This is a genomic window from Methylobacterium sp. Gmos3 (genome assembly GCF_056430985.1).
The window spans coordinates 322059-347652 of sequence record NZ_JBWJYL010000008.1 but is presented as its reverse complement, the minus strand read 5'-3'; the positions used below and the strand labels follow the sequence as shown (position 1 = coordinate 347652).

Genomic DNA, 25594 nt, shown 5'->3' with positions numbered 1-25594 from the left:
GACCATGTCCCGCGACTTCGCCCGCAACTCGTTCTTCGCCACCGTGGCCGGGATCGGCACCGCGCTGGGCAGCTTCCTGAGCGCCGTGCTGGTGGCGCGGCTCCTCGGCCCCGCCGAGACCGGAACCATCGCCTATGCCGTCTGGATCGCGACGCTGGCGGCGACGTTCGCCGATATCGGCCTCACCCAGAGCCTCGCCCGCTACCTGCCGGAACTGTCCGCCGGCCGCGACGCGAGATCGGTCATGGGCCTCGCCTCCGGCCTGATGCGGATCGGCCTCGCGCTGGCGCTGGCGGGCGCCGTGTTCTTCCTCTGGCTCGGCGCTTCGGCCGATCCCGCCTCGAGCCTCGGCCCGGCCGAATACTGGCTGATCGGCGCCCTGTTCACCGGGCTCCACGCCTCGGCGCTGGGGATGGCGACCCTGCGCGGGTTGCAGCGCTTCGACCGGGCCGCGCAGCTTGCGCTCGCCGCCCTCGCCATCCAGCTCGCGACCCTCGCAGCGGGCGCGCTCCTCGGCGGCGTGCCGGGGGCGCTGGCGGGATACGTCGCGGGCACGATCGTGCCGATCCTCGCGACCCTCCCCTACGCCACCCGGCCCCCGGACTTCGACCCGGCGCTGCGGCGGCGCATCCTGCGCTTCGCCCTCTATTCCTGGGCGGCGGCGCTGACCGCCAGCCTCGTCTGGTCGCGCCTCGAGATCTTCTTCCTGCAGCGCTACCAGGGCGCGGAGGCGGTGGCGATGTTCACCGTAGGCTTCACCTTCTCGAACCTCGCCTCGCAAGGGCCGCTGCTGCTGACCGGCGGCCTCCTGCCGTACTTCGCCGAATCCTTCGGGCATCACAGCGCCGAGCGGATGCAGCGCGCCTACCTCACGGCGACGCGGCTGATGGCCTTCCTGCTCTTCCCGATGTGCCTCGGCCTCGCGGCGATCATCCCGGCGCTCTTGCCCCTCGTCTACGGACCGGCCTACGCCGAGGCCATCCCGGTCGCCGCGATCCTCATCGCGGGGGCGGCGGTGGGGGCCGCCGGCTCGGTCGGCTCGCAGATGATCTATGCCTGCGAGCGCAGCGACTTCATCTTCGTCAGCGGGCTCGGCGGGGCGATCCTCTCGGTCGCGGCGGGCTTCCTCATCGTGCCGCGCTACGGCATGATCGGCGCCGCCCTCGCGCGGGGGGCGATCCACTTGCTCATGGTCGCGGCGGGCCTCTGGTTCATCCGGCACCGGCTCCACTGCGCGGTGCCCTTCGGCAGCCTTGCCCGGCTGCTCGTCGCGGCCCTTCTCTGCGCGCTGGCGGCGCGTTCGTGCCTCGCGCTGATCCCCTCCCCCATTCTCGGGCTCGCGATGGCGGTTCCGCTGGGCGCGGCGACCTACGGGGCGGCGGTGCGCGCCCTCGGCGCCCTCCCGGCGGAGGATGCGAGCCGCCTGCGCAACGTCCTCTCGGGGCGCCTTCCCGACACCCTGCGCCGGCCGATGGACGGCCTGATCACGCTCCTGGCGCCCGGCGCCGCCCGGCTCGGATGAACGCGATGGCGGCCCGCGACGCGAACGGTTTCGGTGTCCTGCGCCTCGTCTTCGCGATGCTTGTCCTCGTCTCCCACACGCCCGAGATCATCGACGGAAACCGGGCGCGCGAGCCGCTGATGCGGCTCTTCGGTACCCTCACCCTCGGTGAGGTCGCCGTCGACGCCTTCTTCCTGATCAGCGGCTTCCTCATCCTGCAGAGCTTCGAAAGGTCCGGCTCCGTCGCCGCCTATCTGCGCAAGCGCGTGGCGCGGATCGCGCCGGGCTTCGTCGTCGCCTCGCTGGTGTGCCTGTTCGTGATCGGGCCGCTCGCCGGAGGGCATCCCACCGAGATGACCGGCCTCGAACTGGGCAAGGCGCTCGTGAAGCTCCTGCTCCTGCTGCCGCCGTATCTGCCCGGCAGCTTCTCCGGGTTGCCCCTCGGCAACCTCAACGCCTCGATGTGGACCATCGCCTACGAGTTCGCCTGCTACCTCATGGTAGTCGGCCTCGGCTTCGCCGGCCTCACGCGCCGGCCGCGCCTCTTCGCGCTGTTCACCGCCGCCCTGCTCGCGGGATGCGTCGCCACTGTCGCCCTGCGCCATCCCGGCGCCGTCCCGACGAACGCGGAGGCTCTCGTCGGCTATCCTCAGATCCGCTTTCCGGCGCTGTTCTGCACCGGCGGCCTGTTCTACCTGTTCCGTGAGCGGATCCCCTTCCATGGAGGGCTCGCCGCCCTCTCGGCCCTGGTGCTGATCGCCCTGTTCTCCATCCCGCTCCTCGCCGAGGCCGCGATGGCGCTGTTCGGCGGCTACCTGCTCTTCTGGTTCGCCTTTCGGGTGCGCGGCGGGCCGCTCGCGCGAATCGGGCGCGGCACCGACATCTCCTACGGGATCTACCTCTATGCGTGGCCGATTCAGCAGATGCTGCTCTTCCTCGACCGGTCGATCTCGCCCCTCGCCATGACGGTCTACGGCCTCGCCGGGGCGGTGATCGCCGGATTCCTGAGCTGGCACCTCGTCGAGCGCCCCTTCCTCACCCTGGGGAGCAGACCCCTCCGCGCGGATCTCGTCCCCGGCGGGTGACGGACGAGCGTCCGCTATCGTCCCGGAACCGCTGCACTCTCTTGCGCGCGGTACTCGCGAGCGCATCTTCGCTGTGGCATGATCGTGCATGAGCGGGAGCGCCCTGTGACCGATCTTCCCGGCAACATCAGAAGCATGGTCGAGCTGGCTCAGATCGTTCAGGATAGGGCGGAACGCATTGTCGTGGCGGATCAGGCCGTTGAGGACATCCAGCACCTCAAGTCGATCCGCGATGGAGCCATCGCCATCCAGGCGATCGGCAGCTTCCTCCTCGAATCGATCGAGCAGGACGGCGCGAACCCCTACCGCGCCTGAGCCGATTCCAGACCCATCGCGGGCCGCGCCTCCGACAGGATCGAACCGTACAGGTCGATGAGCCGGTCGCACCACGCGTCCGGTGTCGGGGCGAGGGTGCGCCCCTTCTCGAAGCCGGCGCGGCTCATCCGGGAAACGGCCGCGTCGTCGCGCGCGAGGCGTGCGAGCGCAGCGGCGAGGGTGGCCGCGTCGTCGGGGTCGCATTCCTCCGCCCCGCCCAGCGCCACGAGACCGGGTGCGATCAGCGCGTGTTTCGAGACGAGGACGGGAAGACCACTCATCATGGCCTCCAGGCTGACGAGGCCGAAGGTCTCGCGCCAGCGCGTCGGCACCACGGCGAGCCGCGCCTCGCGTGCGATGCCAGCGATCTCCGCCCGGTCGCGCCATCCGAACAGGGTCGCCTCGGGGTGGTCGCGGGCCAGGTCCGCCCGCAGCGGTCCGTCGCCGACGATCCGCAGGGGAAGCCCGGCCTCGCGCGCCGCCTCCGCCACGACGCGCACGCCCTTGTCCGCTTCGAGCCGCCCGACGAACAGGACACCCGCATTCGTTTCCGCCGGGATGCGCTCGGCGCACCAGGGCGTCACGGGGTTGCCGAGGACGGCGATCCGCCCGGCGCCGATCCCGCCGCGCGTCAGGTAGGGGATCATGCCCTCGTGCACGGCGACGACGGTGGCGCCGCCCTGCGCGAGATCGATCGCCCGCTCCCGCACCCAGTGTCGGGCGCTGCGCCAGAGCTTGTGGGCGTAGTGGCGCCGGTCGCATTGCGTGAGGAGGCAGGCCCCGGAGAGCGGCACGCGCTCGCAGGGAAGGCCCGAGGCATAGTCGAACTGCCCGCCGTTCGGGCAGACGAGGAAGTAGTCGTGAGCCGTCATCACGAGACGGTCGGCCACGCCGCGCAGTGCGCGGAAGATCGAGGGTGAGAGCACCTTGTGCCAGTTGTGCAGGTGGTAGACCGTGCCCGGCGTGTCGTGCGCCGCGATCCACCCGGCGACGAAGCGCTCGGCGGGGCGGCTGTAGAGCCCGCGCAGGGCCGCTTCGACCCGGCCGCCTTGCGTGATGGCGCACTGGCCGAGCGAGCGTAAGTCCACCCCCGGCGGCGCGGAGGCCGGGGGCGCGCTGCCGTTCAGGACCGTCAGGGGGATGCCGCGGGCGGCGAGCAGCCGCACCGAGAGCAACGCGATGCCGGCGGCGCCGCCGCTCTCCACCGCGTCGTCGCTGATGACGACGATGCGGTCGATGCCCCCGGGGGGCCGTGCCATCGCTCTCACGCCAGCTCCGTGATGCGCGATGGGTGCAGGCGGCCGGCGCAGAGGTCGGCCACGGCCCGGACATTGCCCGCCACCCGCCCGCGCCGATCGATATGCGGCTCGGGCCGCAGGGCGCGCAGCAGGTTCATCGCGAGGTTGCGGCCCATCAGCCATGCCGCCCGCGAGGGGGCGTAGCTGCCCTTGCGCACGAGGTAGAGCGGGTTGGCGATCTGCGAGTAGCCGAAGCGCCGGCCGGAGACGCGCCCGCCCTTTACGCCGAGATGGACGCCGACCGCGCCATCGAGCCGCGCGACGTGACCGTATTGCGCGATGCGGCGGCTGAAATCGACATCCTCGAGCCAGCCATAGGCCGGCAGCGCCTCGTCGAAGGCGAGCCTGTGGGCGCGGATCACGGCGAGGCGGAACGCCATGTTGCAGCCATAGGCGTTGTAGGTCGGCACCGGCGCGGCCGGGCGATCCTCGCGCACGTCCTGAAGGATCGTCGCGGCCTGCGCGGCGTCGTAGCCGGGGCCGGTGATGCCGTCCGCGACGACGAGGCCGGTGGCGCCGACGAGGCCGGGATCGGCCCGGAACGCCGCCTCCACCGCCGCGAGATAGCCGGCATGCGGCACGAAATCGTCGTCGAAGAAGCAGACGATGTCCGCGTCGAACAGGGCGCGGAGGATCGCGTTGCGCTGGGCTGTCAGGCCCCGTGTGCCGACGATGATCGTGACGCCGGACAGCGCGGGCGCCGTCTGCGCGCTCCCCGGCTCCCAGGGACAATCCGCCCCCGCCGGCACCGAGACCACGATCCGGTCGGGGCGGCGCGTCTGCTTGGCCAGCCGGTCGATCGTCGCGCAGGCGATGGACGGGCGCCCCACCGTCGCGATGCCGACCGCGATCCGCAGCGGCAGGCCGGCCGGCACGGCGCGCGCCCCCGCCATCCGCAGGGCGCCCGCGGACCCGGACGGAACGAGGGCTGGAAGACCTTGTCTCAACAGCATGTTCACGCCTCCTCTGCTTACCGGCGACGACGAAAAATCGAACGGATGTTCGATAATTGCCAATAAATACTATATTGACACAAGATTTATTTTATCAATAGCCTCCAGTTCGGTCGAATCGGAGGGAGTCGATGGTGATGTCCAAGAGGATCGTCTTCGCATTGCTGGGCGCGACCCTGCTGGCGCCGCCGACATGGGCAGAAGACGCGCCCTACCGCCTTGGCGCGGAGGACAAGGTGCGCATCCGCGTCACGGAGTGGCGCGCGGCTCGCGGCGAGGCCTATGTCTGGGAGGCGCTCGGCGGCGAATACGCGGTCGATTCCACGGGGCGCCTGTCCCTGCCGCTCATCGGTGCGATCCCGGCGGGCGGACGCACGACTCAGGAGGTCGGCGCCCTGATCGGTGAGGCGTTGCAGCGGACGGTCGGCCTCGTCCGGCGTCCCGACGCGGCGGTCGAGGTGGCGCAGTTCCGGCCGTTCTTCGTGGTCGGGCAGGTCGACAAGCCGGGTGCCTATCCATTCCGGCCGCAACTCACGGTGTTGCAGGCAATCGGCCTCGCGGGCGGACTGTACCGGCCGCCGAACCCCGGCGACCTGCGGCTCGCCCGCGAGGCGATCGGCGTCCAGGGCGACCTGCGCGAGGTGGCGGGCGAGCGGGCGTCCCTGCTGGCGCGGCGCGCCCGGCTGGAGGCCGAGAAGCGCGGCGACGCGGCCATCACGTTCCCGCCGGAGCTGACGGGTCCGCGCGCCGAGCCCGCCGCCGCCGACGCGATGCGGGATGAGCAGGCGCTGTTCGAGGCGCGGCGCGACGCGATGCGCTCGCAGATCGCGGCGATCACCCAGGCCAAGGCGCTCCTCGACACCGAGATCCAGTCCCTTCAGGCGAAGATCGCCTCGCAGGATCGTCAGATCGGCCTCGCCCGCAAGGAACTCGATGCGGTCAACGGGCTGATGGATCGCGGCCTCGTCTCCAGCCCCCGCCAGCTCGCCCTGGAGCAGATGGTGGCGCAACTGGAGAGCACGCGCCTCGACAGCCAGGTGGCGACCTCCCGCGCCCGCCAGGACATCGCCCGGAACGACCGGGCGATCATCGATCTGAAGACCCAGCGGCAAAGCACGGTCTTGGCGGATCTGCGCGAGGCGCAGGTTAGGCTGGCGCATCTGGACGAGAAGGCCGCCACGGCGCGGGGCCTCCTGGCGGACACGGCCTTCACGGCCCCGCAATGGGTGCGCCGGCAGAAGGAGGCGGAGCGGCTGGCGCCCGTCTACACCCTGGTGCGCACGGGTGCCGAGGGCAGCCGGGAGTTCGCGGTCGCGGAGACGGATCCCGTCCTGCCGGGGGACGTCCTGAAGGTGAGCAAGGCTGGCGAGCGGGAGGACGGTTCCGGCCCGGCGGTGCGTTGAGGCGGTCGGGCGCGGCGAATCCATCGCCGCGCCCTAGACCGTCCGCGCCAGTATCGCCGGATCGCGCACCTTGTTGAGCACGGTGCCGACGAGGTTCGCCTGAGCCGCGTCGAGGGCGGCGGTCGCCTCGCTCACGAGCCCGATCTCGGTTTCGCCCCAGGCGGTGACGAGCACGATCCCGTCGAGGAGCCGGCCGACGGAGCGCACGTCCATCGCCTCCCGCATCGGCGAGAGATCGAGGACGAGCAGGTCGAACCCCCCCTTCAACCGGTCGAGCAGCGCCTGCATCTGCAGGGAGCGCACGAGGTCGCTCGATTGGGCGAGCGGCCCATCGATGAGGAGGGGCAGGATCGAGAGGTTCTCGATCCCGGTCGGGCGCAGGGCCGGATGCCGGTTGGACAGAGCCTCGAACAGGCCGTGCATCGCCTCCGGCGCGAGGAGGCGCGTCAAGGACGGGTTACGGAAGTCGGCGTCGATGAGGAGGGTGCGGCGGCCCGCTTGCGCGAAGAGCGCGGCGAGGTTGAGCGCCACGCTGCTCTTGCCGTCCCCCTGGGCGATCGAGGCGATGCCGAGCGTCACGATCGGGCGGCTCTCCTGCGCCACCTCCAGGGCGACCTTCACGCCCCGCAGGGCGAGGCTGAAGGCCGAGAACGGCCGCTCGATCACTTCGCAGGACGGGCCGCCATCCTGGTGCCGGATCGGGCTCAGCCAGCGCTTCCGCAGCAACGGCAGGAGCCCGAGGATTGGGACCAGTGCGGCGCGCCTCAGGTCGGCCTCGCTGCGCACCGTGCGGTCGATGCGATGCCGGACGATCCCCGCGCCGATGCCGAAGAGCAGGCCGACGGCGAAGCCGAGGGCCACGGTGAGCTTCGTCTTGGGGCTGTTCTGGCTCAGCGGCACGCTGGCGGGCGCGATGACCCGCGCGCTGGTGACCGGAAGGGTCTCCTTCTGCGTCGTCTCGGCGAGCTTCTCCAGCAGGTTCTGGTACATCTTGCGGTAGCTCTGCGCCTGGGCGTCGAGCTCCGAGAGCGTCACCTTCGCCTGCCGCAGCCGGTCGGCCTCGCCGATCAGCCCCTGGATCTCGTCCGCCAAGGTGCGTTCGCGCGACTGCGCGATCTCGTAGTCGCTGAGGTAGGTCTGGGCGATGCGCTGGACCTCGGCCCCGACCGCAGCCTCCGCCGCGACGACGTCGCGATGGGCGCTCGCCACGGCCTCCGCTGCGTCGCCGTAGCGGGCGCGCAGGTCGCTCTCGCGCTGGGCGGCGTCCTGCTGGCGCTGGCGCAGGTTGGTGATCGCCTGATTGTTCAGCACCTCCGTCACCGAGGCGTCGGCCGAGGCGAGCGCCATCACCTGCCGGACGCGGGCGAGGCGCGCGGCGGCCTGGGCGGTCTGCGCCCGGGCGGCGATGAACTGGCTGTTCATCTCGCTCAACTGCTGCTCGTTGAGGAGGCCGTTGCTCGTGGCGACGAGCCCATTCTGCGTGCGGAAATCCTCGACGGCCTTGGCCGCGTTGTTGAGGGTGAGCCGCACCTCGCGCAGGCGGTGCTGCAACCACTCGACGCCGCCGCGCGCCATCTGCGCCTTGGCGTCGTATTGATCGCGCAGGTACGCGCTCATGTAGGCGTTGGCGATCTCGGCCGCCCGCTCGGGGCGGTAGGATTGGGCCGTCGTTTCCAGCACGTAGGATTGGCCGATGCGGCGCGTCGCGACGCGGTTCATCAGGATCGCCACCGCGACCCGACGCCGCTCGGCCTCGGTCCGGGACGGCGTGTCCGTGTCCGCGCGCGGCGCCCGCATCCAGGCGAGGAAGCCGGGCTCGCTCTGGAACTCCGGGTCCTGCGTCAGCTTGAGGGCGTCCACGACCGCGCCGGCGAGCCGCTCGGAGCGCAGCACCTCGACCTGGCTCTCGACCTGCGCGTTGTCGAGGGTGAGGTCGACCATGCCCGGCTCGACGATCAGGAGTTGCTGCTGGCGCTGCGACTCGATCAGGAGCTGGGCCCCCGCGACGTAGGTCGGCACGCTGAGGGAGACGTAGGCGACGGCGAGCCCCGCCCCCAGCATGGTGCAGACGATGACGAGGACGGCGTAGCGCTCGACCACCGTCCCGAGGATGGCCGGGGTGACCGAGCGACCGGGCACCTCGTCCTGCGGCGGGCTGGGCTCCCGCAGCGAATTGATCTGGAGCATGCGCGCCGGCCCGGATCAGTAGACGCCGCGCGAGCGGATCACGGCTGGGACCGTCCGAAGAATGATGAGGATGTCCTGCTTCAGCGACCACGTCCGGACGTAGCGGCTGTCGAGGCGCACGCGCTCCTCGTAGCCGATGTCGTTGCGGCCGCTGCACTGCCACAGCCCGGTGAGGCCGGGGCGCACCGACTTGTAATCGGCGAAGGCGCTGCCGTAGCGGACGGCCTCCTCGGCGACGATCGGGCGGGGTCCGACGAGGCTCATCTCGCCGCGCAGGATGTTGATGAGCTGAGGCAGCTCGTCGAGGCTCGTCTCGCGCAGGACCCGGCCGAGGGGCGTGATGCGCGGATCGTCCTTCAGCTTGTGGTTCGCCTTCCACTCGACAAGCGCGCCGGGGTTCTCGGCGAGGTGGCGCTTGAGGGCGGCCTCCGCATCGACCACCATCGTGCGGAACTTCAGGCAGGGGAAGCTCGCCCCGTTCCTGCCGATGCGCCGATGCCGGATCACGACGGGGCCTCCGTCATGCGCCAGGATCGCGAGGGCGATGATCCCGAACAGCGGGGCAAAGCAGACGAGGGCCATGGCGGCAAGGAGGACGTCGAGCCATCGTTTCCCGCGCAGGGCGCCCGGCTCGCCGTTCTTGTCGATGAGTGGAATATTCGAGAGGCTCGTCTGGGTCGTCGGAGTATTGATCGAACTGTTCGTGAGCACGGAAACCTCCTGCATAAGGAATGGCCAGCGACGATCACGGTTTCGACAGGCGAGCGTAGCGAATCTCCCCTATATTGCTCAGAAGGCGGCGCAGCTGATATCCGCCTTGGCAATGTTTACGAAGTGTTAACTAACAAGATGGATCAAGACTGACGAGTTCTCCGCGAGCACGAAACTGTCAGGATGCCGGTCTGCTCTGTCAGGTTTTTCGGTGGGCAGATCGGAAATTCACCACCTGCCTGTCAGCGACCCTGATGGAGTGCCTTTCCGGGCATTTCCGGGTATCAGAACGAAGCGGGTTCGGCGGTCGCTGTCGGCCCGAGGCGCCACGACCGATGATTCTCTTCGCGATCTGCCTTTGCTGCGCCGGTGCGGTGCTCAGCGTCGTCGCGCGCTTCTCGGGGCTCGTCGCGACGGTGACGCTCGTCGCCGTGGCGATTCTCGCCGGCACCCTGCTCAGCACCCTCGGCCATGGCGCGTCGGCCTCGGCTCCGGTGGCAATCGTCGTGGCGGTGATCGCGCTACAGGTCGGCTACGGGCTCGGCGTGATCGTGCGGGCGCGCCTGCGGGATTTTCGTGAGGGCCGCGCCGCGCGGCCGGGCGCTGCCGTGCCTCCGGCTCCGGCGAGCCCGGAACGCCAGGCTCAAGCGGATTCCTGACGGGGCGTCACTGGGTCGGCATCGTGTCGAACCAGCCCTGGAGCAGCGCGTATTGCACGATCTTCGTGCGCGTGCGGATGTCGAGCTTCTCGCTCGCCCGGGTCTTATAGGTCTCGACCGATTTCGAGGTCACGCCGAGCTTGGCCGCGACCTCCTTGTTCGTGTAGCCGAAGGCGACGAGGCGCATGACCTCCCGCTCGCGGTCCGTCAGCGGGTGCTGGATGATGTTGATCTGCCCGGTGAGATTGCGCGACAGGCATTCGCGCTGCGGTAACATCCGCTCGGCGATGGCCGGATCGAGATAGAGCCCGCCGCCGCTCACCGCCCGGATGGCCTGGAGCAGGTTGTCGCTTGCCGACCGCTTGAGCACGTAGCCCCGGGCGCCGACCGCGATGGCCTCCCGCACGAAGATGCGTTCCTCGTGCGCGGTCAGCACCACGATGCGCGGCGGAGCCGGCAACGCGCAGATCTGCTTGGCGAGGCTCGTGCCGTTCATGTCGGGCATCGAAAGATCGAGCACAACAACTTCGGGTTGCATTTCTGAGATCAGACGGAGGGCACGCGCCCCCGAATGAGCTTGCCCGACTACGAGGATATCCTGTGTATCGTCGACGAGCGATCGTACGCCATCGATGAACAGGGGATGATCGTCGACCAGGAACAGTCGCACCGGCCCGTCAGCACTGGAACTCATGATGTTCGACTCCCCTCGGTACGCGGGCGACCAGGGTCGCACCCGAATTCTGTCGAGACGTGATCTCCAGCGCTCCTCCCACCAATGCCAGACGCTCGCGCAAGCCGATTAGACCCCAATGATCACTCTGGCCCGCGTATCCGTCAGGTGGCAAACCTATGCCGTTATCTTCGATCGACAGGACGATTCTGTCTTCAGTGCACTGCAATATGACAGAAACGCGCGTCGCCGTCGATGCGTGTTTGAGAATGTTGCTCATCGCCTCCTGAACGACGTGGAAAAGCGTCGTTTCCAGGTCAATTTCCAGTGGCATCGCCTCGCCACGCTGTTCGAACCGCGCTTCGATTCCGACCCGGTGGCTCCAATCCGCCACGAAATCCGCCACGGCCCGCGCCAAACCTTCCGTTTCCAGTAGCCCCAGGCGCAAGCCGCTCACCGCCGCGTGCAAATCCACCGCGAGGCGATCGACATCCCGGATCGCCTGATCGATCCGCATCGACAGGAGGCCGGGGAGTGCCTGCCGCCTCATGGCTTCGAGATTGTATTTCAGGAGGACGATCTGCTGTGCGGTCGTATCGTGAAGGTCACGGCTGATTCGTGCCCGTTCGTCGCGCACGGCCTGGGCCACCACTGAATCCGGGCTTTTGCCCTGATGCGGCGCCGCCTTCATCGCGAACCTTGACCAGAAGGTAAGTGTCATCTCGTTCCGCTACCCGAAGCGCCGGACAGACAAGGCTGGATGGACGTCGGCTCTATTCACGTAGACGTGACATCGCCCGACTGATCTCTAGGAAAAAATAGCGAACACACCTCGATTGGACTTCGATGACCTGAAATATTCCAGGCATCTTATTGCTAGATCTAGATAGTAAGCGATAACATCTCTCGGTATGGCTGGCAAGAAGAGTGCCATGTGGGTTAGTCTCTTTATAATGCACCAATATCGCGCAATTAGACTGTAATACGCCGGAAACTGATCTTACAACATCCATTTTTTGGCACGCTACGTGCCTGCCAGGTGGTCGAGCCGGGCTGGGGGGTGAGCTGATGGCGATACGGCACGGTGCGCCGCAGGGCGGCGAGCGGTTCGACATCTGCGTGATCGGATCCGGCCCGGCGGGCCTCGCCGTCGCCCTCGCCTGCGCTGCCGGGGGCCGCTCGGTGATCGTGCTGGAAGCCGGCGGCGAGGGCGGCGAGAGCCCTCCGGCACCGCCGACGCGCATTCTTGACCCGGCCACCCATGCGCCGCTCGATGTCGCCACGCGACAGGGTTTCGGGGGCACGTCGTCCTGGGGCGGGCTCTGCGTGCCGTTCGATCCGATCGACGTCATCGCCGATCCGGCGACGGGGCGACCGGGCTGGCCGATCGACTATGCCGAGATGGCCGCGTGGCATGGGAAGGCCGCCGCGTTCCTCGGTTGCGGCGACGTCTTCGAGGGGAGCCCCGCACTCCCCTCCTCCCTCCTCGACACCGGGCAATTCGGGCGCCTGACGCATCGCGCGGCCCTGGATCGTGTCTATCGGGAGGCCATCGCGCAGTCCTCGCGCGTGACGCTCTGCCTGTCGGCCCCCGTGATCCGGCTCGCCTGCGACGCGGAGGCGATGCGCGTCTCGGGTGCAGAGGTGGATCCGGCCCCAGGCGGTGCGACCGCGCCGCATCGTGTCAGCGCGGCCCGGACCGTCATCGCGGCGGGCGGCCTGCGCAGCACGCGGCTGCTGCTCGAACTCGCCGCCCGGCACCCGCGCGCCCTGGCGCCCGTGCGGTCCTCGCTGGGGCGCACCTACATGGGCCATCTGACGGGTGAAATCGCGACCCTCGTGTTCCGCGACCCCCGCGCCGCCGGGCCGTTCCTCTACGCGCGCGACGATGGCGTCCACTGGGCGCAGCGGCGGCTGAAACTCGCGCCGGACCTCATCGCGGCCGAGGGCCTGCTGGGGACCGCCTTCACCCTGCGCTCGCCGCCCCCGCGCGATCCCCTCCATGGGGACGGGGCCCTGTCGATGATCGCGCTGCTGGCCATGTTACCCGGCGGCGCCGGCCGGTTCCGCTCCGAGCGCTGGCGCGGGAGCGCGAACGGATCCTCGCGTGGGGCCTCCTGGCGCCACCTCCGCAACGTGGTGCGGAACCCCGCCGCCACCCTGAGAGGCCTCGCCACGATGGCCCGGCATTCCCGCGTCGAGAACCTGCCGATCCTGGCCCGAACCGCCAGCGGGCGATACGCGCTGCGTTACCACGCGGAGCAGACGCCCGATCCCGCCAGCCGGGTGTTCCTCGACGACGCCGACCCGACCTGCCTGGTGGTGGATTTCCGTTACACCGACGCCGACATCGACTCCGTCGTCCGCGCGCACCGGCATCTCGACCGGGCGCTGCGCGCTGCCAATATCGGGCATCTCGAGTACCATGGCCCGCCGGATCGGCTTTACGACGCGGTGCGCGGGCTTGCCCGCGACGGCTATCATCAGATCGGCACGACCCGCATGGCGGGGCGGCCCGAGGACGGGGTCGTGGATGCCGACTGCGCGGTGCATGGCGTCCGCGGTCTCTCTGTCGCCTCCGCGAGCATCTTTCCCAGCTCGGCCAGCGCGAACCCGACCTTCGCCGTCGTCGCGATGGCTCTGCGCCTCGCGGACCATCTCTGCCGATGAGGATGGCTCACGCTTCGTCGCGACGATTCGGTATCCGGCCCGAGGGTGCCCCTGCGCGGGTGACACCACCGCCGTAAGCCGCTGTGCTGGAAGGGGAAGCCTTGGAGCGGGCGATCGGGATCGAACCGACGACATTCAGCTTGGGAAGCTGACGTTCTACCACTGAACTACGCCCGCGCGGCTTTGGGGATTAGGCCCTCGGCCGGGGCCTGTCCAGCCAAAAATGCGGAGGCTTCAGGCCTGCGGCAGGACCGTCATCACCAGCGTCGCCGCGAGCCCGGCGGCGAGCACGCGCAACAGCGCGTGACCGGGATGCTCCGGCGAGATCACCAGCCATTCGAACAGGCAGGCGCCAACGATGATCGCCATCCCCGAAACGATGATCGCCTCGGACGCGATGGATTGTTCGTCGGGCTTTTGCGTCATGGCGAGCGCTCCCCCTCGCGGCACACCCGGACGGAGCGAACCACAGCGCGTGTCATCACGGACAAGCCGACCCAGATAGGCCAGACTACTTCCACGAAGTCCTAGAACAGCCTGGGAGGAAACGGAAGTCGGCTCCATGCCGGGTTTGGCGTGGGAGAATACGGTTCCGCTTCACCGTCCGATCCGCGCGGCCTCCACCTGGGAGGCCGGCGACCAGCGCAGGAGCTGGATGTAGCCGTCCCGCGCCGCCACCACGAGATGGCGGCGGTGCCTGTGGACCACCGTGCCGGGCGTGTGCTGATGCGCTTCCACCCATCCATCGGCCTGAGCGATGAAGCCGCGCACGTCGCCGATTCGGGCGATGGTCTCCACCGTGCCGAAGGCGCGCACCCGCCGCAGGATCGTCTCGACATCCTGTCGGAAGTCCAGGGTGCGGTCGGCATCCGTCGCCCGTGCCCAGTAGGAGCCGTCACCCTGCGGCTCGGCGCGCTTCCAGCGGTTGGGCAGATCGCGCGCGATGGGGCCGGCGGCGAGGCGGCGGGCCGACATCTGGCACTTGGCGAGCAGCGTCTCGTGCGTCTCGCCCGCCCCGATGGGGAAGATCTCCTGGGCGAGGATGTCGCCCGTGTCGAAGCCGTTCTCGGCCAGGACATGGGCCGTCACGCCCCAGGTCTCGTAGCCGTCGAGCACCGCCCGGAACAGCGGATAGGGGCCGCGCCCGGTCGGCAGCGGCGAGGGATGCAGGTTGAGGGCGTAATTCGCCCGGCCGCGCCAGCCGCGCACCAGCCAGGGATAGCCCGCCACCACCAGCGCCCAATCCCGCCCATGGGCGGCGTGGAGCGCGTCGATGTCGCTCTGCTGGATTCGCGAGAGCTGGATCGGGATCCGCGCGGCGCGGGCGCGGGCGACGACCACATCGTTGTGGTCATAGATGCCGTCGCAGGCCCGGGTGAACAGCTTTACGGGGGTCCAGTTGGCCTCGATCAACGCCTCGAACACGCCGCCGAGGAAATCGATGCCCGCAAAGGCGAACTTCATGAAAGGCCTGCGACGTCGTGATGCCGGGACGGCCGGGCGCTGCCGGTACCGGAGGACATAGGCCCGCTTTATCCTGTGCGCGACCCCTGTGGGAACAGGGGTGTCGCCGCCGTGACCGGGAGGACATGTGGCCAGCCGTCCAGCACGCAAGACGCCCGGTGCCGGAGGGATTCTGCGCCTCGTCCTCGGCGACCAGCTGAACCGCCGCGTCTCCAGCCTGACCGACCTCGACACGGAGGCCGATGTCGTCCTCCTCGTCGAAGTCCGCGACGAGGCGACCTATGTCCGCCACCACAAGCAGAAGATCGCCTTTCTCTTCGCGGCGATGCGCCATTTCGCGCAGGAGCTTCGCGAGGAGGGAGCGACGGTCGATTACGTCCGCCTCACCGACGACGGGAACACCGGCAGCTTCACCGGGGAACTGGAGCGGGCCCTCACCCGCCATCGTATTTCCCGCGTCGTCGTGACTGAGCCCGGCGAGTGGCGGGTCTGGGAGATGATGCAGGGCTGGCGCGACAGCCTGCCGGTGCCGGTCGAGATCCGCCCAGACAACCGCTTCCTCTGCCCGCGCGAGGATTTCGCCCGCTGGGCCAAGGGGCGTCACCACCTGCGGATGGAGACCTTCTACCGGGGGATGCGTCGGCGCACCGGCCTGCTGATGGAGGGGGGCGAGCCTCTGGGTGGGCGCTGGAACTTCGATGCGGAGAACCGCAAGCGCCTGCCCAAGGGCCACCGCCTGCCCGACCGGATCGGCTTCCAGCCGAATGCCGTGACGCGGGAGGCCATCGCCCTGGTCGAGCAGGAATTCCCCGACCATTTCGGCGACCTTTCCGCCTTCGCCTGGCCGGTGACGCGGGCGGATGCGCTCGGTTCGCTGCGCCACTTCATCGCCGAATGCCTGCCGACCTTCGGCGACTATCAGGACGCGATGAAGGGCAACGAGCCCTTCCTCTATCATGCGCTCATCTCGCCGGCGCTGAATGCCGGGCTGCTCACCGCCGAGGAGGTCTGTCGCGCTGCCGAGCGCGCCCACCACGACGGCGCGGTGCCGCTGCATTGCGCGGAGGGCTTCATCCGCCAGATCCTCGGCTGGCGGGAATATGTACGCGGCCTCTACTGGGCGCGGATGCCGGGCTACGCGCAGACCAACGCCCTTGATGCAGTCCGCCCGCTGCCGTGGTTCTACTGGTCGGGCGAGACGGCGCTGCACTGCATCCGGCAGGTCGTGGACCAGACCCGTGCCCATGCCTATGCCCACCACATCCAGCGGCTGATGGTGACGGGCAATTTCGCCCTGATCGCCGGGCTCGATCCGGCGCAGGTCGAGGAATGGTACCTCGTCGTCTTCGCCGACGCCTACGAATGGGTCGAGTTGCCGAACGTCCACGGCATGGTGCTCTGGGCCGATGGCGGCGTCATGGGCTCGAAGCCCTATGCCGCCTCCGGCGCCTATATCGACCGCATGTCGGATTATTGCCGGGACTGCGCCTACGACGTGAAGGCCAAGACCGGCCCGAAAGCCTGCCCGTTCAACTACCTCTACTGGAATTTCCTCATCGAGAACGAGGAACGGCTCGCGGGCAACCAGCGGATGGCCATGCCCTACCGCACGCTGGCCGGCATGGACGAGACGCGCCGCAGGCAGATCCGGGCGGATGCCGCCCGCTTCCTCGATTCGCTCTCGGCGGATCAGAAGGGCGCCCAGGTCGTCAGCGTGACGTAGGGAGCCGGACCCGCTCCGCTCGTCTCCCACTGCAGGCCCGTCGAGGCGCGGACATGGACCTGCCGGATGACGAAATCGGTGGCGTGGAGGCCGAGGGCCGCCTTCCCGTAGTAATTCGCGTCGAGATAGGCGCTGGCCTCCGGTCCGAGATACGTGTCCCAGAGGCGGTAGCCCCAGGCGAGGCGCGTCCAGAGGCTGCCGCGCGCCGTCCCGCCGATCAGCACCGCCTGGACGAGGGTATCCTCGGTCGGCCGCAGCCATGCCTCGGCCTGCACCCGCAGTCCGTTCCGCAGATGGGACGACCCATCAGAGCCGGTCTCGAATCCGGCGAAGGCGGCGACGACATCCTCGGCGAGCATCCATTGGTAGCCAAGCTGCGCCGAGGCGTCGGCGGTCACTCGCGTAGAGATTTGCCCGGCGCCGCAACCACATCGCTGCCGTTCCCACCGCGCGCCCGCGCCGAGGGTCAGGAGGCCCAGCGCCCCATCGCTGTCCAAGGAGTCGAAACCGATCTTCGCGCCGTTGGTGGCAAAGGTCGCTTGGCCCGCATCCAGGCTCCCGAACAGGAGGATGTCGAGGTCCTTGGCCGCAGCGCCGTCTCCCGCGAGCCCGAGAATCATCAGGCTGCAAACCAACGGGCGAAGACGGACACTGACGCACACACACGGCCTGACGCGGAACCTACCGAATGGCCGCGTGAGGGCGGCCAGGTGCGTGTGGTAAAAGCGGTATTAAAACTTGGAAACGGATCGGAACGGTTGCAGCTTCCAACAGTACAATTGCGCGGTTGCGAAATGAGACCTGAAGTAAGACTTCGCCCGTCGCTTCGACACGTCAGGTTTGCGGAACAGGCCCGAAAAAGCCGGGGGACAGCCGCGCGGCTTGGCGCAGGCGGCGTTCTCGGATAGAGCCCGCCGCAAGTCAGTGAAGGTTGGACGCGACGTGTCTTACGGTGCTCGCACCTCGGACGTTCTCACCGTGCTCGCGAGCCAGGAAGGCGAGCGTCTGACGGTAGCGGACATCGTGGCGGTTCTGCGCGACCGGGCCTTCGCCCTGCTCGTCGTGCTGCTGGGCCTGCCCAATTGCCTTCCGATGCCGCCGCCGATTCCGCTCGTCTGCGGTCTCCTGCTGCTGCTCGTGGCCATGCAGATCGCGGCCGGCATGTCGGCGCCGTGGCTCCCCAGGCGCCTGCTCGGGCAATCGATCAAGCAGTCGGACGTGAAACGCGCGGTCACGCGGGCCGTGCCGATCCTACGGCGGCTGGAACGCTGGTCGCGGCCGCGCCTCAGCGTGTTCGAGACGGCCATCGGCATGCGCGGGATGGGCGTGGCGCTGCTCGCCCTCGCCCTCGCGCTGATCGTGGCCGCGCCGCTCATCGGGCAGATTCCGCTCGGACTCGCGGTCTGCCTCGTCGGCCTCGGCCTCGTAGAGCGCGACGGCATCGTGGTCCTGGCGGGCCTCGCCGTCGGCCTGTTCGGCGTGGCGATCAATGCGGGCTTCGCCTACGCCGTGGTCTCCGGCATCGCCGGGCTGCTGCACCTTTAGAGGCGGTAGCGGATCTGGTCCGTCCAGAAGCGCTCCAGTCGGGTCAGGGCGCGGTTCAGCCGGTCGAAATCGTCGTCCGAGATCCCGCCGATCGGCGTGATCGTGCGCGAGTGCTTGTCGTAGAGCTGCTGCACGATGTCGTGGATCTGGCGGCCCTTGTCGGTCAGGCTGATCCGCACGGAGCGCCGGTCCGTCTTGGAGCGGGCATGGTGCAGGTAGCCGGCTTCCACGAGCTTCTTGACGTTGTAGGACACGTTCGAGCCCAGGTAGTAGCCCCGGGTCCGCAGCTCGCTGGCGGCGAGCTCGCTGTCGCCGATGTTGTAGAGCAGCAGGGCCTGGACGCTGTTGACGTCCTCGCGACCGCGCCGCTCGAACTCGTCCTTGATTACGTCGAGGAGGCGGCGGTGCAGCCGCTCCACGAGATGCAGCGCCTCGAGATAGGCGTTGTGCGGAGCCGGCTCCTCGGAGGCGGCGGGCTGGGTGCGGGCGGACTGGCTCTTCATCGGTGAAATCCCTGACGGATCCTGCGGTGATCGTGGTGGCCGTCACCGCTTATGTTGGCAAAGTTATCCGACGGGAATGAAAGACGATTTAAGCGGCAAGATGAATTCGCGATTTACCTGTGTCAGTAAAGACAAACTGAATGGATTAAAGGAAGATTTCGTTCACTCTCACGGTCGAAGCCTGCCGGGGCGGCGATAAGCTTCCGTCAATCCTGTGCGCGCGCCTCAATGGCTCTCTCGGGCGGCGAGCCACGAGAGCAGGAAATAGATGAGCACCACGAGCACGCCGAAGATCAGGAGCGGCGTCGAGACCGGCACGAGTTGCGGCGTGAGGATCGCGAGCGTCAGCCCCGACGTCACCGCCAGCAGCCAGATCACCCCGCCCCAGGCGCTGGTGAGCCAGAGCCCGCTCGCGGCCACCGCATCGACCACCGCGAAATAGACGATGGCCGCCTGCCGCCCGAACGGCTCAGCCTCGAAGGGCGGCGCGCCGGGGCGCACGTCGAGGATCGTCGCCCAGGCCAGGACAGCCTTGGCGAGCCACGCCAGGGCCGTCAGCCGCATGAACCAGATCAGCGCGGTATCCCAGGTGCTGGGAAGCGGAGCCGCGTCGCGCTCGATGCGGTCTCCGAGCAGGCTTCCCGGCCGGGCCGGCTTGCCGCGCAGCGGGATCAGGCCGCGCATGGACCGACCCTCGGGCACAGGCTCCGCTCGATGCTCACGTTGCGTCGTCTCCCGCTGTGGCCGCCCGTCCAGGCCGGGTTGAACCCGTTTGGGACCGCCCCGTCAACGTGCGGCACCCCTGCCCTGCGTGTGGCCCTTGGGTCCGCCGCGCCCGGCGTGCTAGGCCGGCGCAGCGGCAGGCGAGCGCCTCCGCTTGCCTGTCGCGGCCGTCCCGCGGGAGCCTCCCGCGCGGCCGCCTCTTCGAGCCCGGACACCCGCGCGCATGTCGGACAGAATCCCGGAACCCCGCCCCCTCGCCTATGCCGCCGTCCGCGAGGACAAGAGCAGCGGGAGCCTCGGCCTTACCCAGCGCCCGCGCCGCAACCGCAAGGCGGAATGGTCGCGGCGCCTCGTCCGCGAGAACACGCTCACCGTCGACGATCTGATCTGGCCGATGTTCGTCATCGAGGGCGAGGGCAAGCGCGAGCCGGTGGCTTCCATGCCCGGAGTCGAGCGCCTGACGGTCGACGAGATCGTCCGCGACGCCGAGCGGGCGGTGCGCCTCGGCATCCCGGCCATCGCCTTCTTTCCCTTCACGGAGGTGAGCCTGCGCGACCCCGTGGGCTCGGAGGCGCTGAACGCGAACAACCTCGTCTGCCGCGCGGTGCGGGCGGTGAAGCGCGCGTTCCCCGAACTCGGCATCGTGACCGACGTCGCCCTCGATCCCTACACCAGCCACGGCCATGACGGGCTGATGAAGGACGGCGCCATCCTCAACGACGAGACGGTGGCGGTCCTCGTGGAGCAGAGCCTGATCCAGGCGGAGGCCGGCACCGACATCATCGCCCCCTCGGACATGATGGACGGGCGGGTGGGCGCCATCCGCCGGGCCCTCGACAAGGCGGGCTTCCTCGACGTCCAGATCATGGCCTACGCCGCGAAATACGCGAGCGCCTTCTACGGCCCGTTCCGCGACGCGATCGGCACCAAGGCCGCGCTCGTCGGCGACAAGCGCACCTACCAGATGGACCCCGGCAACTCGGCCGAGGCCCTGCGCGAAGTCGCCCTCGATCTCGAGGAGGGGGCCGACTCGGTGATGGTGAAGCCGGGGATGCCGTATCTCGACATCATCCGCCGGGTGCGGGACACGTTCGGCGTGCCGACTTTCGCCTATCAGGTGTCGGGCGAGTACGCGATGATCGAGGCTGCCGCCCGCAACGGCTGGCTCGATGGCGACCGGGCGATGGTCGAAGCGCTCTTGGCCTTCAAGCGCGCGGGCGCCGACGGCGTGCTGACCTACCACGCGCCGCGCGTGGCCGAGAAGCTGCGCGCCCTTTGACGGAAGGGCAACGGGCTTCCATTCCGTGAAGGTTCTGCATCGTTGGCTCGTCGCCGGGGGGATCGTGGCGGGCTTCTTCGGCGGGCTCGCCGCCTGCCAGGACACGCTCCGGCGCGACCGCGTGGCGACCTGCCGCCGGGCGCTGCCGGCCGTGGCCCAGGGCGCCGGCATCCGCTTCCAGGGCGCCGGGCCGGGACCCGCGCCGGGGACGGTGCGGGTCGATTATGCCGAGGGCACGCGCCAGCACCGCATGGTCTGCCGCTTCGACAACGCGGCCAAGCTCGTCGAGGTCGCGACCGACGGCACCGCGCTTTCCGGCCCGGCCCTCCACATGCTGCAACGCTACTATCTCGACACGCCTGACGCGGCGAAGGCCGATCCCGGACAACCCTGAGGCGACACTTGCAGCGGGGTGGGAGGGCGCCCACCTAATCGGCGCTGCACCGTTTGCAGGATCCGCCGCCCATGTACGATACCCGCACAGACTACGCCGCTCGACCGGCCGTTTCGCCCTTCACCGGGGCCTTGCCGATACCCTATGTGCGGGCGAGCCTCGGCGCGCGCACCATCGCGTACCTGCTTGACATCCTGTTCATCCTCGGCTTCACGGCGTTGCTGACGCTGCTGATCACGGTGATCGGCATCGTGACCTTCGGCCTCGGCTGGACGCTGTTCGCGGTGCTGCCCGCGAGCGGCATCATCTACAGCGCGATCACCGTGGGCGGGCGGCGCCAGAGCACGCTCGGCCAGCGGATGATGGGCCTGCGGGTGGTGGCGCCGGAAAGCGGCGCACCGGTCGACATCGTGTCGGCGGCGGTGCACGCCCTTCTGTTCTATGTCGCCGTCTCGACCTTCCTGCTCTGGTGCGTGGATGTGGCCTTCGGGCTGGTGCGGTCCGACCGGCGCCTCTGCCACGACCTGCTTCTGGGCCTCGCTGTCGTCCACACACGCTAGGCGGGCCAAGCGTCGCGGCATTTTGGGTGCGGTATGGCCTTCAGGCCCATTGAGCCCGGCCGCGACCCTTGTAGATTGGTGAGGGGCGCGGCGTGAGCGGCTGTCGCCGAGGTTCCTACGAAGCGTGACGAGCCACCCGCGCGACACCCCCCAATTCTACCTCACCGCGCCCTCGCCGTGCCCGTACCTGACGGGCCAGGAGGAGCGGAAAGTCTTCACGCACCTCGTCGGCCGGCGCGCCCGCGACCTGAACGAAATCCTCACTCAGGGCGGCTTCCGCCGGTCGCAGACCATCGCCTACCGCCCGGCCTGCGAATCCTGCCGCGCCTGCGTCTCGGTGCGGGTGGTGGTGGACGATTTCGTCCCGAGCGCCAGCCAGAAGCGGGTGATGGCCCGCAACAGCGACCTGATCGGCGCGCCGGAGCAGAACCGCCCGGCCTCGGACCAATACGCCCTGTTCCGGCGCTACCTGAACGCCCGGCACGACGATGGCGGCATGATCGACATGACCATGCTCGACTATGCAATGATGATCGAGGACAGCCACGTCGACACGCATCTCGTCGTGTACCGCCGCCACGGGCCGGATACGGCGATTACCGGGCGCGGCATGGGCGGGCCGATGGCGGTTTGCCTCACGGATGTCCTCTCGGACGGGCTGTCGATGGTCTACTCGTTCTTCGAGCCGACCGAGGCCGGGCGCTCCCCCGGCACCTTCATGATCCTCGACCATATTCGCCGGGCGAAGCAGCTCGGCCTGCCGTATCTCTATCTCGGCTATTGGGTCGATGGCTCGCGCAAGATGGACTACAAGGCCAAGTTCAAGCCGCAGGAGCGGCTGATGGGGCCGGGCTGGATGCGGGTGGAGTGAATTTGGGCGGATAGGGAGTAGCGAGTAGCGAATAGTTTGGGCGTGGAAGCGGGGCGCCGGCCGCTTCGTTCTATTCGCTATTCGCTACTCCCTATTCGCTACTCCATACTCCCTATTCGCCCGCGCCGAGCCCGAAGGGCGCAGCGCGCGCCGCACTGCTCCGCATCGACGCGCATTGAGCTAAACGCCCGGCGGTGCTACCCGCCGACCGTTCCCCGACGGTCGAGTCAGCATCGATGATCCCCCGCTACAGCCGCCCCGCGATGACCGCGATCTGGTCGCCCGAGTCGCGTTTCCGGATCTGGTTCGAGATCGAGGCCCACGCCACGACCGCGCTGGCAGAGATCGGCGTGGTGCCGAAGGACGCGGCCGAGAAGGTCTGGGCGATGGGCCGTGACGCGACCTTCGACGTGGCGCGCATCGACGCCATCGAGGCCGTGACGAAGCACGACGTCATCGCCTTCCTCACCCACCTCGCCGAGATCGTCGGGCCGGAGGCGCGCTTCGTCCACCAGGGGATGACCTCCTCGGACGTGCTCGACACCTGCCTGAACGTGCAGCTCGTGCGCGCCGCCGACATCCTGATCGCCGACGTGGACGCCCTCCTCGATGCCCTCAAGCACCGGGCGCAGGAGCACAAGATGACGCCGACCATCGGCCGCTCTCACGGCATCCATGCCGAGCCGGTGACCTTCGGCCTCAAGCTCGCCCAGGCCTATGCCGAATTCAGCCGCAACCGCGCCCGGCTCGTCGTCGCCCGCGAGGAGATCGCCACCTGCGCCATCTCCGGCGCCGTCGGCACCTTCGCCAACATCGACCCGCGCGTCGAAGAGTATGTCTCGCGCAAGATGGGTCTCTCGCCGGAGCCGGTCTCGACCCAGGTCATCCCGCGCGACCGCCACGCGATGTTCTTCGCGGTGCTGGGCGTCGTCGCCTCGTCGCTGGAGCGGCTGGCCATCGAGATCCGCCACCTGCAGCGCACCGAGGTGCTGGAAGCGGAGGAGTATTTCTCCGAGGGCCAGAAAGGCTCCTCGGCGATGCCGCACAAGCGCAACCCTGTGCTCACCGAGAACATCACCGGCCTCGCCCGCATGGTGCGCAGCTACGTGATGCCGGCCATGGAGAACGTCGCCCTCTGGCACGAGCGCGACATCTCCCATTCCTCCGTCGAGCGGATGATCGGCCCCGACGCCACCGTGACCCTCGATTTCGCCCTGGCGCGGATGACCGGCGTCATCGAGAAGCTGCTCGTCTACCCGGCGAACATGCAGCGCAACCTCGACCGGCTCGGCGGCCTCGTCCATTCGCAGCGGGTGCTGCTGGCGCTCACCCAGGCCGGCGTCTCCCGCGAGGATTCGTACCGGCTGGTCCAGCGCAACGCGATGCCGGTCTGGCGCGGCGAGGGCGACTTCCTCACGCTGCTCAAGAACGACGCCGACGTGACCAAGGCCCTGACGCCGGAGCAGATCGAGGAATGCTTCGATCTCGGCTATCACTTCAAGCACGTCGACACGATCTTCGAGCGGGTCTTCGGCAAGGCTTGATCGGCCGGCACGAATCCCGCACCACCTGTTCCATCGTCCGAGTTTGAGGAAACCGCCGTGAGCGCGTCCCGCATCGTCTACCTGAACGGCGAGTTCCTGCCCTTCGAACAGGCGAAGGTGCCGATCATGGATCGCGGCTTCCTCTTCGCGGACGGCATCTATGAGGTCTCCGCCATCCTGGAGGGGCGCCTCGTGGACAACGCGGCGCATCTCGCTCGCCTCGACCGCTCGCTCGGCGAGATCGGCATCCGCAACCCGCACGACGCGGCGGAATGGGAGCGGCTGCAGACCGAACTCGTCCGCCGCAACGGGCTGACCGAGGGGCTTGTCTACATGCAGGTGACGCGTGGCGTGGCCGAGCGCGACTTCGCCTACCCGCCGGCCGACACGCAGCCCACGGTGATGATGTTCACCCAAGCCAAGACGGTCGCCGCCAACCCGCTGGCCGAGAAGGGCGCGCGGGTCATCACCGTCGAGGATCTTCGCTGGAAGCGCCGGGACATCAAGTCGGTGGCCCTGCTCGCGCAGGTGCTCGCCAAGCAGCAGGCCGTCGAAGCCGGCGTGTCCGAGGCCTGGATGGTCGAGGATGGCGCGATCACGGAGGGCTCGTCGTCCACCGCCTTCATCGTCAGCCGTGACCGCCGGTTGGTGACGCGGCCGCTGTCCACGGCTCTGCTGCCGGGCATCACCCGCGCCAGCGTCCTGAAGCTCGCCGCCGAGGCCGACCTGACCATCGAGGAGCGGCTGATCTCCGTCGCTGAAGCGCACGAGGCGGCCGAGGCGTTCTACACCAGCGCCTCCGCCTTCGTGATGCCGGTGGTCGAGATCGACGGCCGCGCCATCGGCGAGGGCAAGCCCGGCCCGCTCACGAAGCGCCTGCGCGAGCTTTACCTGGAACTGGCGCGGGCGGGCTGAGGCGCGAACGCCTCGTCTCCCTCCACGCCATTGCGAGCGCAGCGAAGCAATCCAGGGCAACGGGCCGTCTCAGGACGTAGCGCATCCCTGGATTGCTTCGCTCTGCTCGCAATGACGGCGGTGAGTAGAGGGCACCGGCCCAGCCGATTGCCCCTGGCGGCGGAACGGTTTGGGCTGCCACCTGTTTCGTCGGGACTTCGTTCTCGACCAAGGAGGCCGCGTTGCCGAGCCTGTTTCGTCTCTCCAAAGTGCCTGCCGCCGCGCTCGCGGTGATGCTGACCGGCGGGGTGGCGCTGGCCCAGAACCCGGACGCTCCCTTGCGCAAGCAGGACAGCGATCCCGCCCTTCCCCCGGCGACCCAGACGCCGCCGGACCGGGTCCGCCCCAGCGCCGATGCCCCGCCGAAGGATCAGTCCCTCTCGGACAAGCTTCAGAAGAACGACGGGGTCATCAAGCCGCCGGGCGATGCCACCGGAACGGTGGTGAAACCCGATCAGAGCGGGTCGATGCCGGTGATCAAGCCCAGCGAATTGCCCGGCCGGACCCCCGGCACCGAGGCGAAATAGTGTCGGACAGGTGGGGTTACGCGCCCCGCCTGCCTCCTGCTTGCTTGATTTC

26 protein-coding genes and 1 tRNA gene are annotated in these 25594 nt (G+C 68.9%); 15 read left to right on the top strand and 12 right to left on the bottom strand.

Annotation, left to right across the window (positions count from 1 at the left end):
- Positions 1–4 precede the first annotated feature (4 nt).
- From ACS5Q7_RS18925 to ACS5Q7_RS18915, 3 genes are all read left to right on the top strand, one after another.
- Positions 5–1522, top strand: a complete 1518-nt coding sequence (locus ACS5Q7_RS18925; RefSeq protein WP_478340806.1) for a lipopolysaccharide biosynthesis protein — start codon at positions 5–7, stop codon at positions 1520–1522.
- A gap of 5 nt (positions 1523–1527) precedes the next feature.
- The gene (locus ACS5Q7_RS18920; RefSeq protein ID WP_478340805.1) at positions 1528–2586 is read left to right on the top strand and encodes an acyltransferase family protein; all 1059 of its coding nucleotides are present in this window, start codon (positions 1528–1530) and stop codon (positions 2584–2586) included.
- A gap of 78 nt (positions 2587–2664) precedes the next feature.
- Complete coding sequence (locus ACS5Q7_RS18915; protein WP_478340804.1) at positions 2665–2901, top strand: hypothetical protein; 237 nt, start codon at positions 2665–2667, stop codon at positions 2899–2901.
- Here ACS5Q7_RS18915 and ACS5Q7_RS18910 read toward each other — a convergent pair.
- Together ACS5Q7_RS18910 and ACS5Q7_RS18905 are read right to left on the bottom strand one after the other, a co-directional pair.
- Complete coding sequence (locus ACS5Q7_RS18910; RefSeq protein ID WP_478340803.1) at positions 2889–4160, bottom strand: glycosyltransferase family 4 protein; 1272 nt, start codon at positions 4158–4160, stop codon at positions 2889–2891. The two genes, ACS5Q7_RS18915 and ACS5Q7_RS18910, sit on opposite strands and share 13 nt — an antisense overlap.
- Positions 4161–4165: 5 nt before the next feature.
- Entirely contained in the window at positions 4166–5152 is a 987-nt protein-coding gene (locus ACS5Q7_RS18905; RefSeq protein ID WP_478340802.1) for a glycosyltransferase family 2 protein, read from the bottom strand.
- A 137-nt stretch (positions 5153–5289) separates the two neighbouring features.
- Here ACS5Q7_RS18905 and ACS5Q7_RS18900 point away from each other — a divergent pair, with 137 nt between their 5' ends.
- Positions 5290–6555, top strand: a complete 1266-nt coding sequence (locus ACS5Q7_RS18900) for a polysaccharide biosynthesis/export family protein (protein ID WP_478340801.1) — start codon at positions 5290–5292, stop codon at positions 6553–6555.
- 33 nt (positions 6556–6588) lie between these two features.
- On the opposite strand, the gene ACS5Q7_RS18895 is transcribed toward ACS5Q7_RS18900, so the two are convergent.
- Both ACS5Q7_RS18895 and ACS5Q7_RS18890 read right to left on the bottom strand, forming a co-directional pair.
- Positions 6589–8742, bottom strand: a complete 2154-nt coding sequence (locus tag ACS5Q7_RS18895; protein ID WP_478340800.1) for a GumC family protein — start codon at positions 8740–8742, stop codon at positions 6589–6591.
- 15 nt (positions 8743–8757) lie between these two features.
- Complete coding sequence (locus ACS5Q7_RS18890; RefSeq protein ID WP_478340799.1) at positions 8758–9453, bottom strand: sugar transferase; 696 nt, start codon at positions 9451–9453, stop codon at positions 8758–8760.
- Between the two features lie 335 nt (positions 9454–9788).
- On the opposite strand from ACS5Q7_RS18890, the gene ACS5Q7_RS18885 reads away from it, so the two are divergent.
- Complete coding sequence (locus ACS5Q7_RS18885; RefSeq protein WP_478340798.1) at positions 9789–10112, top strand: hypothetical protein; 324 nt, start codon at positions 9789–9791, stop codon at positions 10110–10112.
- 7 nt (positions 10113–10119) lie between these two features.
- Here ACS5Q7_RS18885 and ACS5Q7_RS18880 read toward each other — a convergent pair whose 3' ends face one another.
- Both ACS5Q7_RS18880 and ACS5Q7_RS18875 read right to left on the bottom strand, forming a co-directional pair.
- Positions 10120–10806, bottom strand: a complete 687-nt coding sequence (locus ACS5Q7_RS18880; protein ID WP_478340797.1) for a response regulator — start codon at positions 10804–10806, stop codon at positions 10120–10122.
- Positions 10790–11506 (bottom strand): sensor histidine kinase, encoded by a 717-nt coding sequence (locus ACS5Q7_RS18875; RefSeq protein ID WP_478340796.1) that lies wholly within the window; start codon positions 11504–11506, stop codon positions 10790–10792. Before ACS5Q7_RS18875 ends, ACS5Q7_RS18880 begins: the two co-directional genes overlap by 17 nt.
- 347 nt (positions 11507–11853) lie before the next feature.
- Here ACS5Q7_RS18875 and ACS5Q7_RS18870 point away from each other — a divergent pair, with 347 nt between their 5' ends.
- Positions 11854–13455, top strand: coding sequence for a GMC oxidoreductase (locus tag ACS5Q7_RS18870; RefSeq protein ID WP_478340795.1), 1602 nt, complete (start codon positions 11854–11856; stop codon positions 13453–13455).
- Between the two features lie 102 nt (positions 13456–13557).
- Here the strand turns inward: ACS5Q7_RS18870 and ACS5Q7_RS18865 are convergent.
- The 3 genes from ACS5Q7_RS18865 to ACS5Q7_RS18855 all read right to left on the bottom strand — a co-directional run bounded on the left by ACS5Q7_RS18865 (position 13558) and on the right by ACS5Q7_RS18855 (position 14919).
- Positions 13558–13632: transfer RNA gene (locus tag ACS5Q7_RS18865), tRNA-Gly, on the bottom strand.
- 57 nt (positions 13633–13689) lie between these two features.
- Positions 13690–13881, bottom strand: coding sequence for a hypothetical protein (locus tag ACS5Q7_RS18860; RefSeq protein WP_478340794.1), 192 nt, complete (start codon positions 13879–13881; stop codon positions 13690–13692).
- Positions 13882–14052: 171 nt separating this feature from the next.
- The gene (locus ACS5Q7_RS18855; RefSeq protein WP_478340793.1) at positions 14053–14919 is read right to left on the bottom strand and encodes a formyltransferase family protein; all 867 of its coding nucleotides are present in this window, start codon (positions 14917–14919) and stop codon (positions 14053–14055) included.
- Between the two features lie 127 nt (positions 14920–15046).
- Between ACS5Q7_RS18855 and ACS5Q7_RS18850 the strand changes: the two genes are divergently transcribed.
- Positions 15047–16642 (top strand): cryptochrome/photolyase family protein, encoded by a 1596-nt coding sequence (locus ACS5Q7_RS18850; protein WP_478340792.1) that lies wholly within the window; start codon positions 15047–15049, stop codon positions 16640–16642.
- Here ACS5Q7_RS18850 and bcsS read toward each other — a convergent pair.
- Complete coding sequence (bcsS, locus tag ACS5Q7_RS18845) at positions 16609–17262, bottom strand: cellulose biosynthesis protein BcsS (protein ID WP_478340791.1); 654 nt, start codon at positions 17260–17262, stop codon at positions 16609–16611. The genes ACS5Q7_RS18850 and bcsS overlap by 34 nt on opposite strands.
- 322 nt (positions 17263–17584) lie before the next feature.
- Here bcsS and ACS5Q7_RS18840 point away from each other — a divergent pair, with 322 nt between their 5' ends.
- The gene (locus ACS5Q7_RS18840; protein ID WP_478340790.1) at positions 17585–18187 is read left to right on the top strand and encodes an exopolysaccharide biosynthesis protein; all 603 of its coding nucleotides are present in this window, start codon (positions 17585–17587) and stop codon (positions 18185–18187) included.
- Here the strand turns inward: ACS5Q7_RS18840 and ldtR are convergent.
- Both ldtR and ACS5Q7_RS18830 read right to left on the bottom strand, forming a co-directional pair.
- Positions 18184–18690 carry a transcriptional regulator LdtR gene (gene ldtR, locus ACS5Q7_RS18835; protein ID WP_478340789.1) on the bottom strand — a complete coding sequence of 169 codons (507 nt, stop codon included), beginning with the start codon at positions 18688–18690 and terminating at the stop codon, positions 18184–18186. The genes ACS5Q7_RS18840 and ldtR overlap by 4 nt on opposite strands.
- A 225-nt stretch (positions 18691–18915) precedes the next feature.
- Positions 18916–19374, bottom strand: a complete 459-nt coding sequence (locus tag ACS5Q7_RS18830; RefSeq protein ID WP_478340788.1) for a DUF6163 family protein — start codon at positions 19372–19374, stop codon at positions 18916–18918.
- 262 nt (positions 19375–19636) lie between these two features.
- Here ACS5Q7_RS18830 and hemB point away from each other — a divergent pair, with 262 nt between their 5' ends.
- The 7 genes from hemB (at position 19637) to ACS5Q7_RS18795 (ending at position 25542) form a co-directional block, all read left to right on the top strand.
- Positions 19637–20692, top strand: a complete 1056-nt coding sequence (hemB, locus tag ACS5Q7_RS18825; protein WP_478340787.1) for a porphobilinogen synthase — start codon at positions 19637–19639, stop codon at positions 20690–20692.
- 25 nt (positions 20693–20717) lie between these two features.
- Positions 20718–21086 (top strand): hypothetical protein, encoded by a 369-nt coding sequence (locus ACS5Q7_RS18820; RefSeq protein WP_478340786.1) that lies wholly within the window; start codon positions 20718–20720, stop codon positions 21084–21086.
- Between the two features lie 71 nt (positions 21087–21157).
- Complete coding sequence (locus ACS5Q7_RS18815) at positions 21158–21646, top strand: RDD family protein (RefSeq protein ID WP_478340785.1); 489 nt, start codon at positions 21158–21160, stop codon at positions 21644–21646.
- Positions 21647–21770: 124 nt separating this feature from the next.
- Positions 21771–22517, top strand: a complete 747-nt coding sequence (locus tag ACS5Q7_RS18810) for an arginyltransferase (RefSeq protein WP_478340784.1) — start codon at positions 21771–21773, stop codon at positions 22515–22517.
- Between the two features lie 236 nt (positions 22518–22753).
- Complete coding sequence (gene purB / locus ACS5Q7_RS18805; RefSeq protein WP_478340783.1) at positions 22754–24061, top strand: adenylosuccinate lyase; 1308 nt, start codon at positions 22754–22756, stop codon at positions 24059–24061.
- Positions 24062–24118: 57 nt separating this feature from the next.
- Positions 24119–24976 (top strand): D-amino-acid transaminase, encoded by an 858-nt coding sequence (locus tag ACS5Q7_RS18800; RefSeq protein WP_478340782.1) that lies wholly within the window; start codon positions 24119–24121, stop codon positions 24974–24976.
- Between the two features lie 272 nt (positions 24977–25248).
- Positions 25249–25542 carry a hypothetical protein gene (locus ACS5Q7_RS18795; protein ID WP_478340835.1) on the top strand — a complete coding sequence of 98 codons (294 nt, stop codon included), beginning with the start codon at positions 25249–25251 and terminating at the stop codon, positions 25540–25542.
- Positions 25543–25594 lie beyond the last annotated feature (52 nt).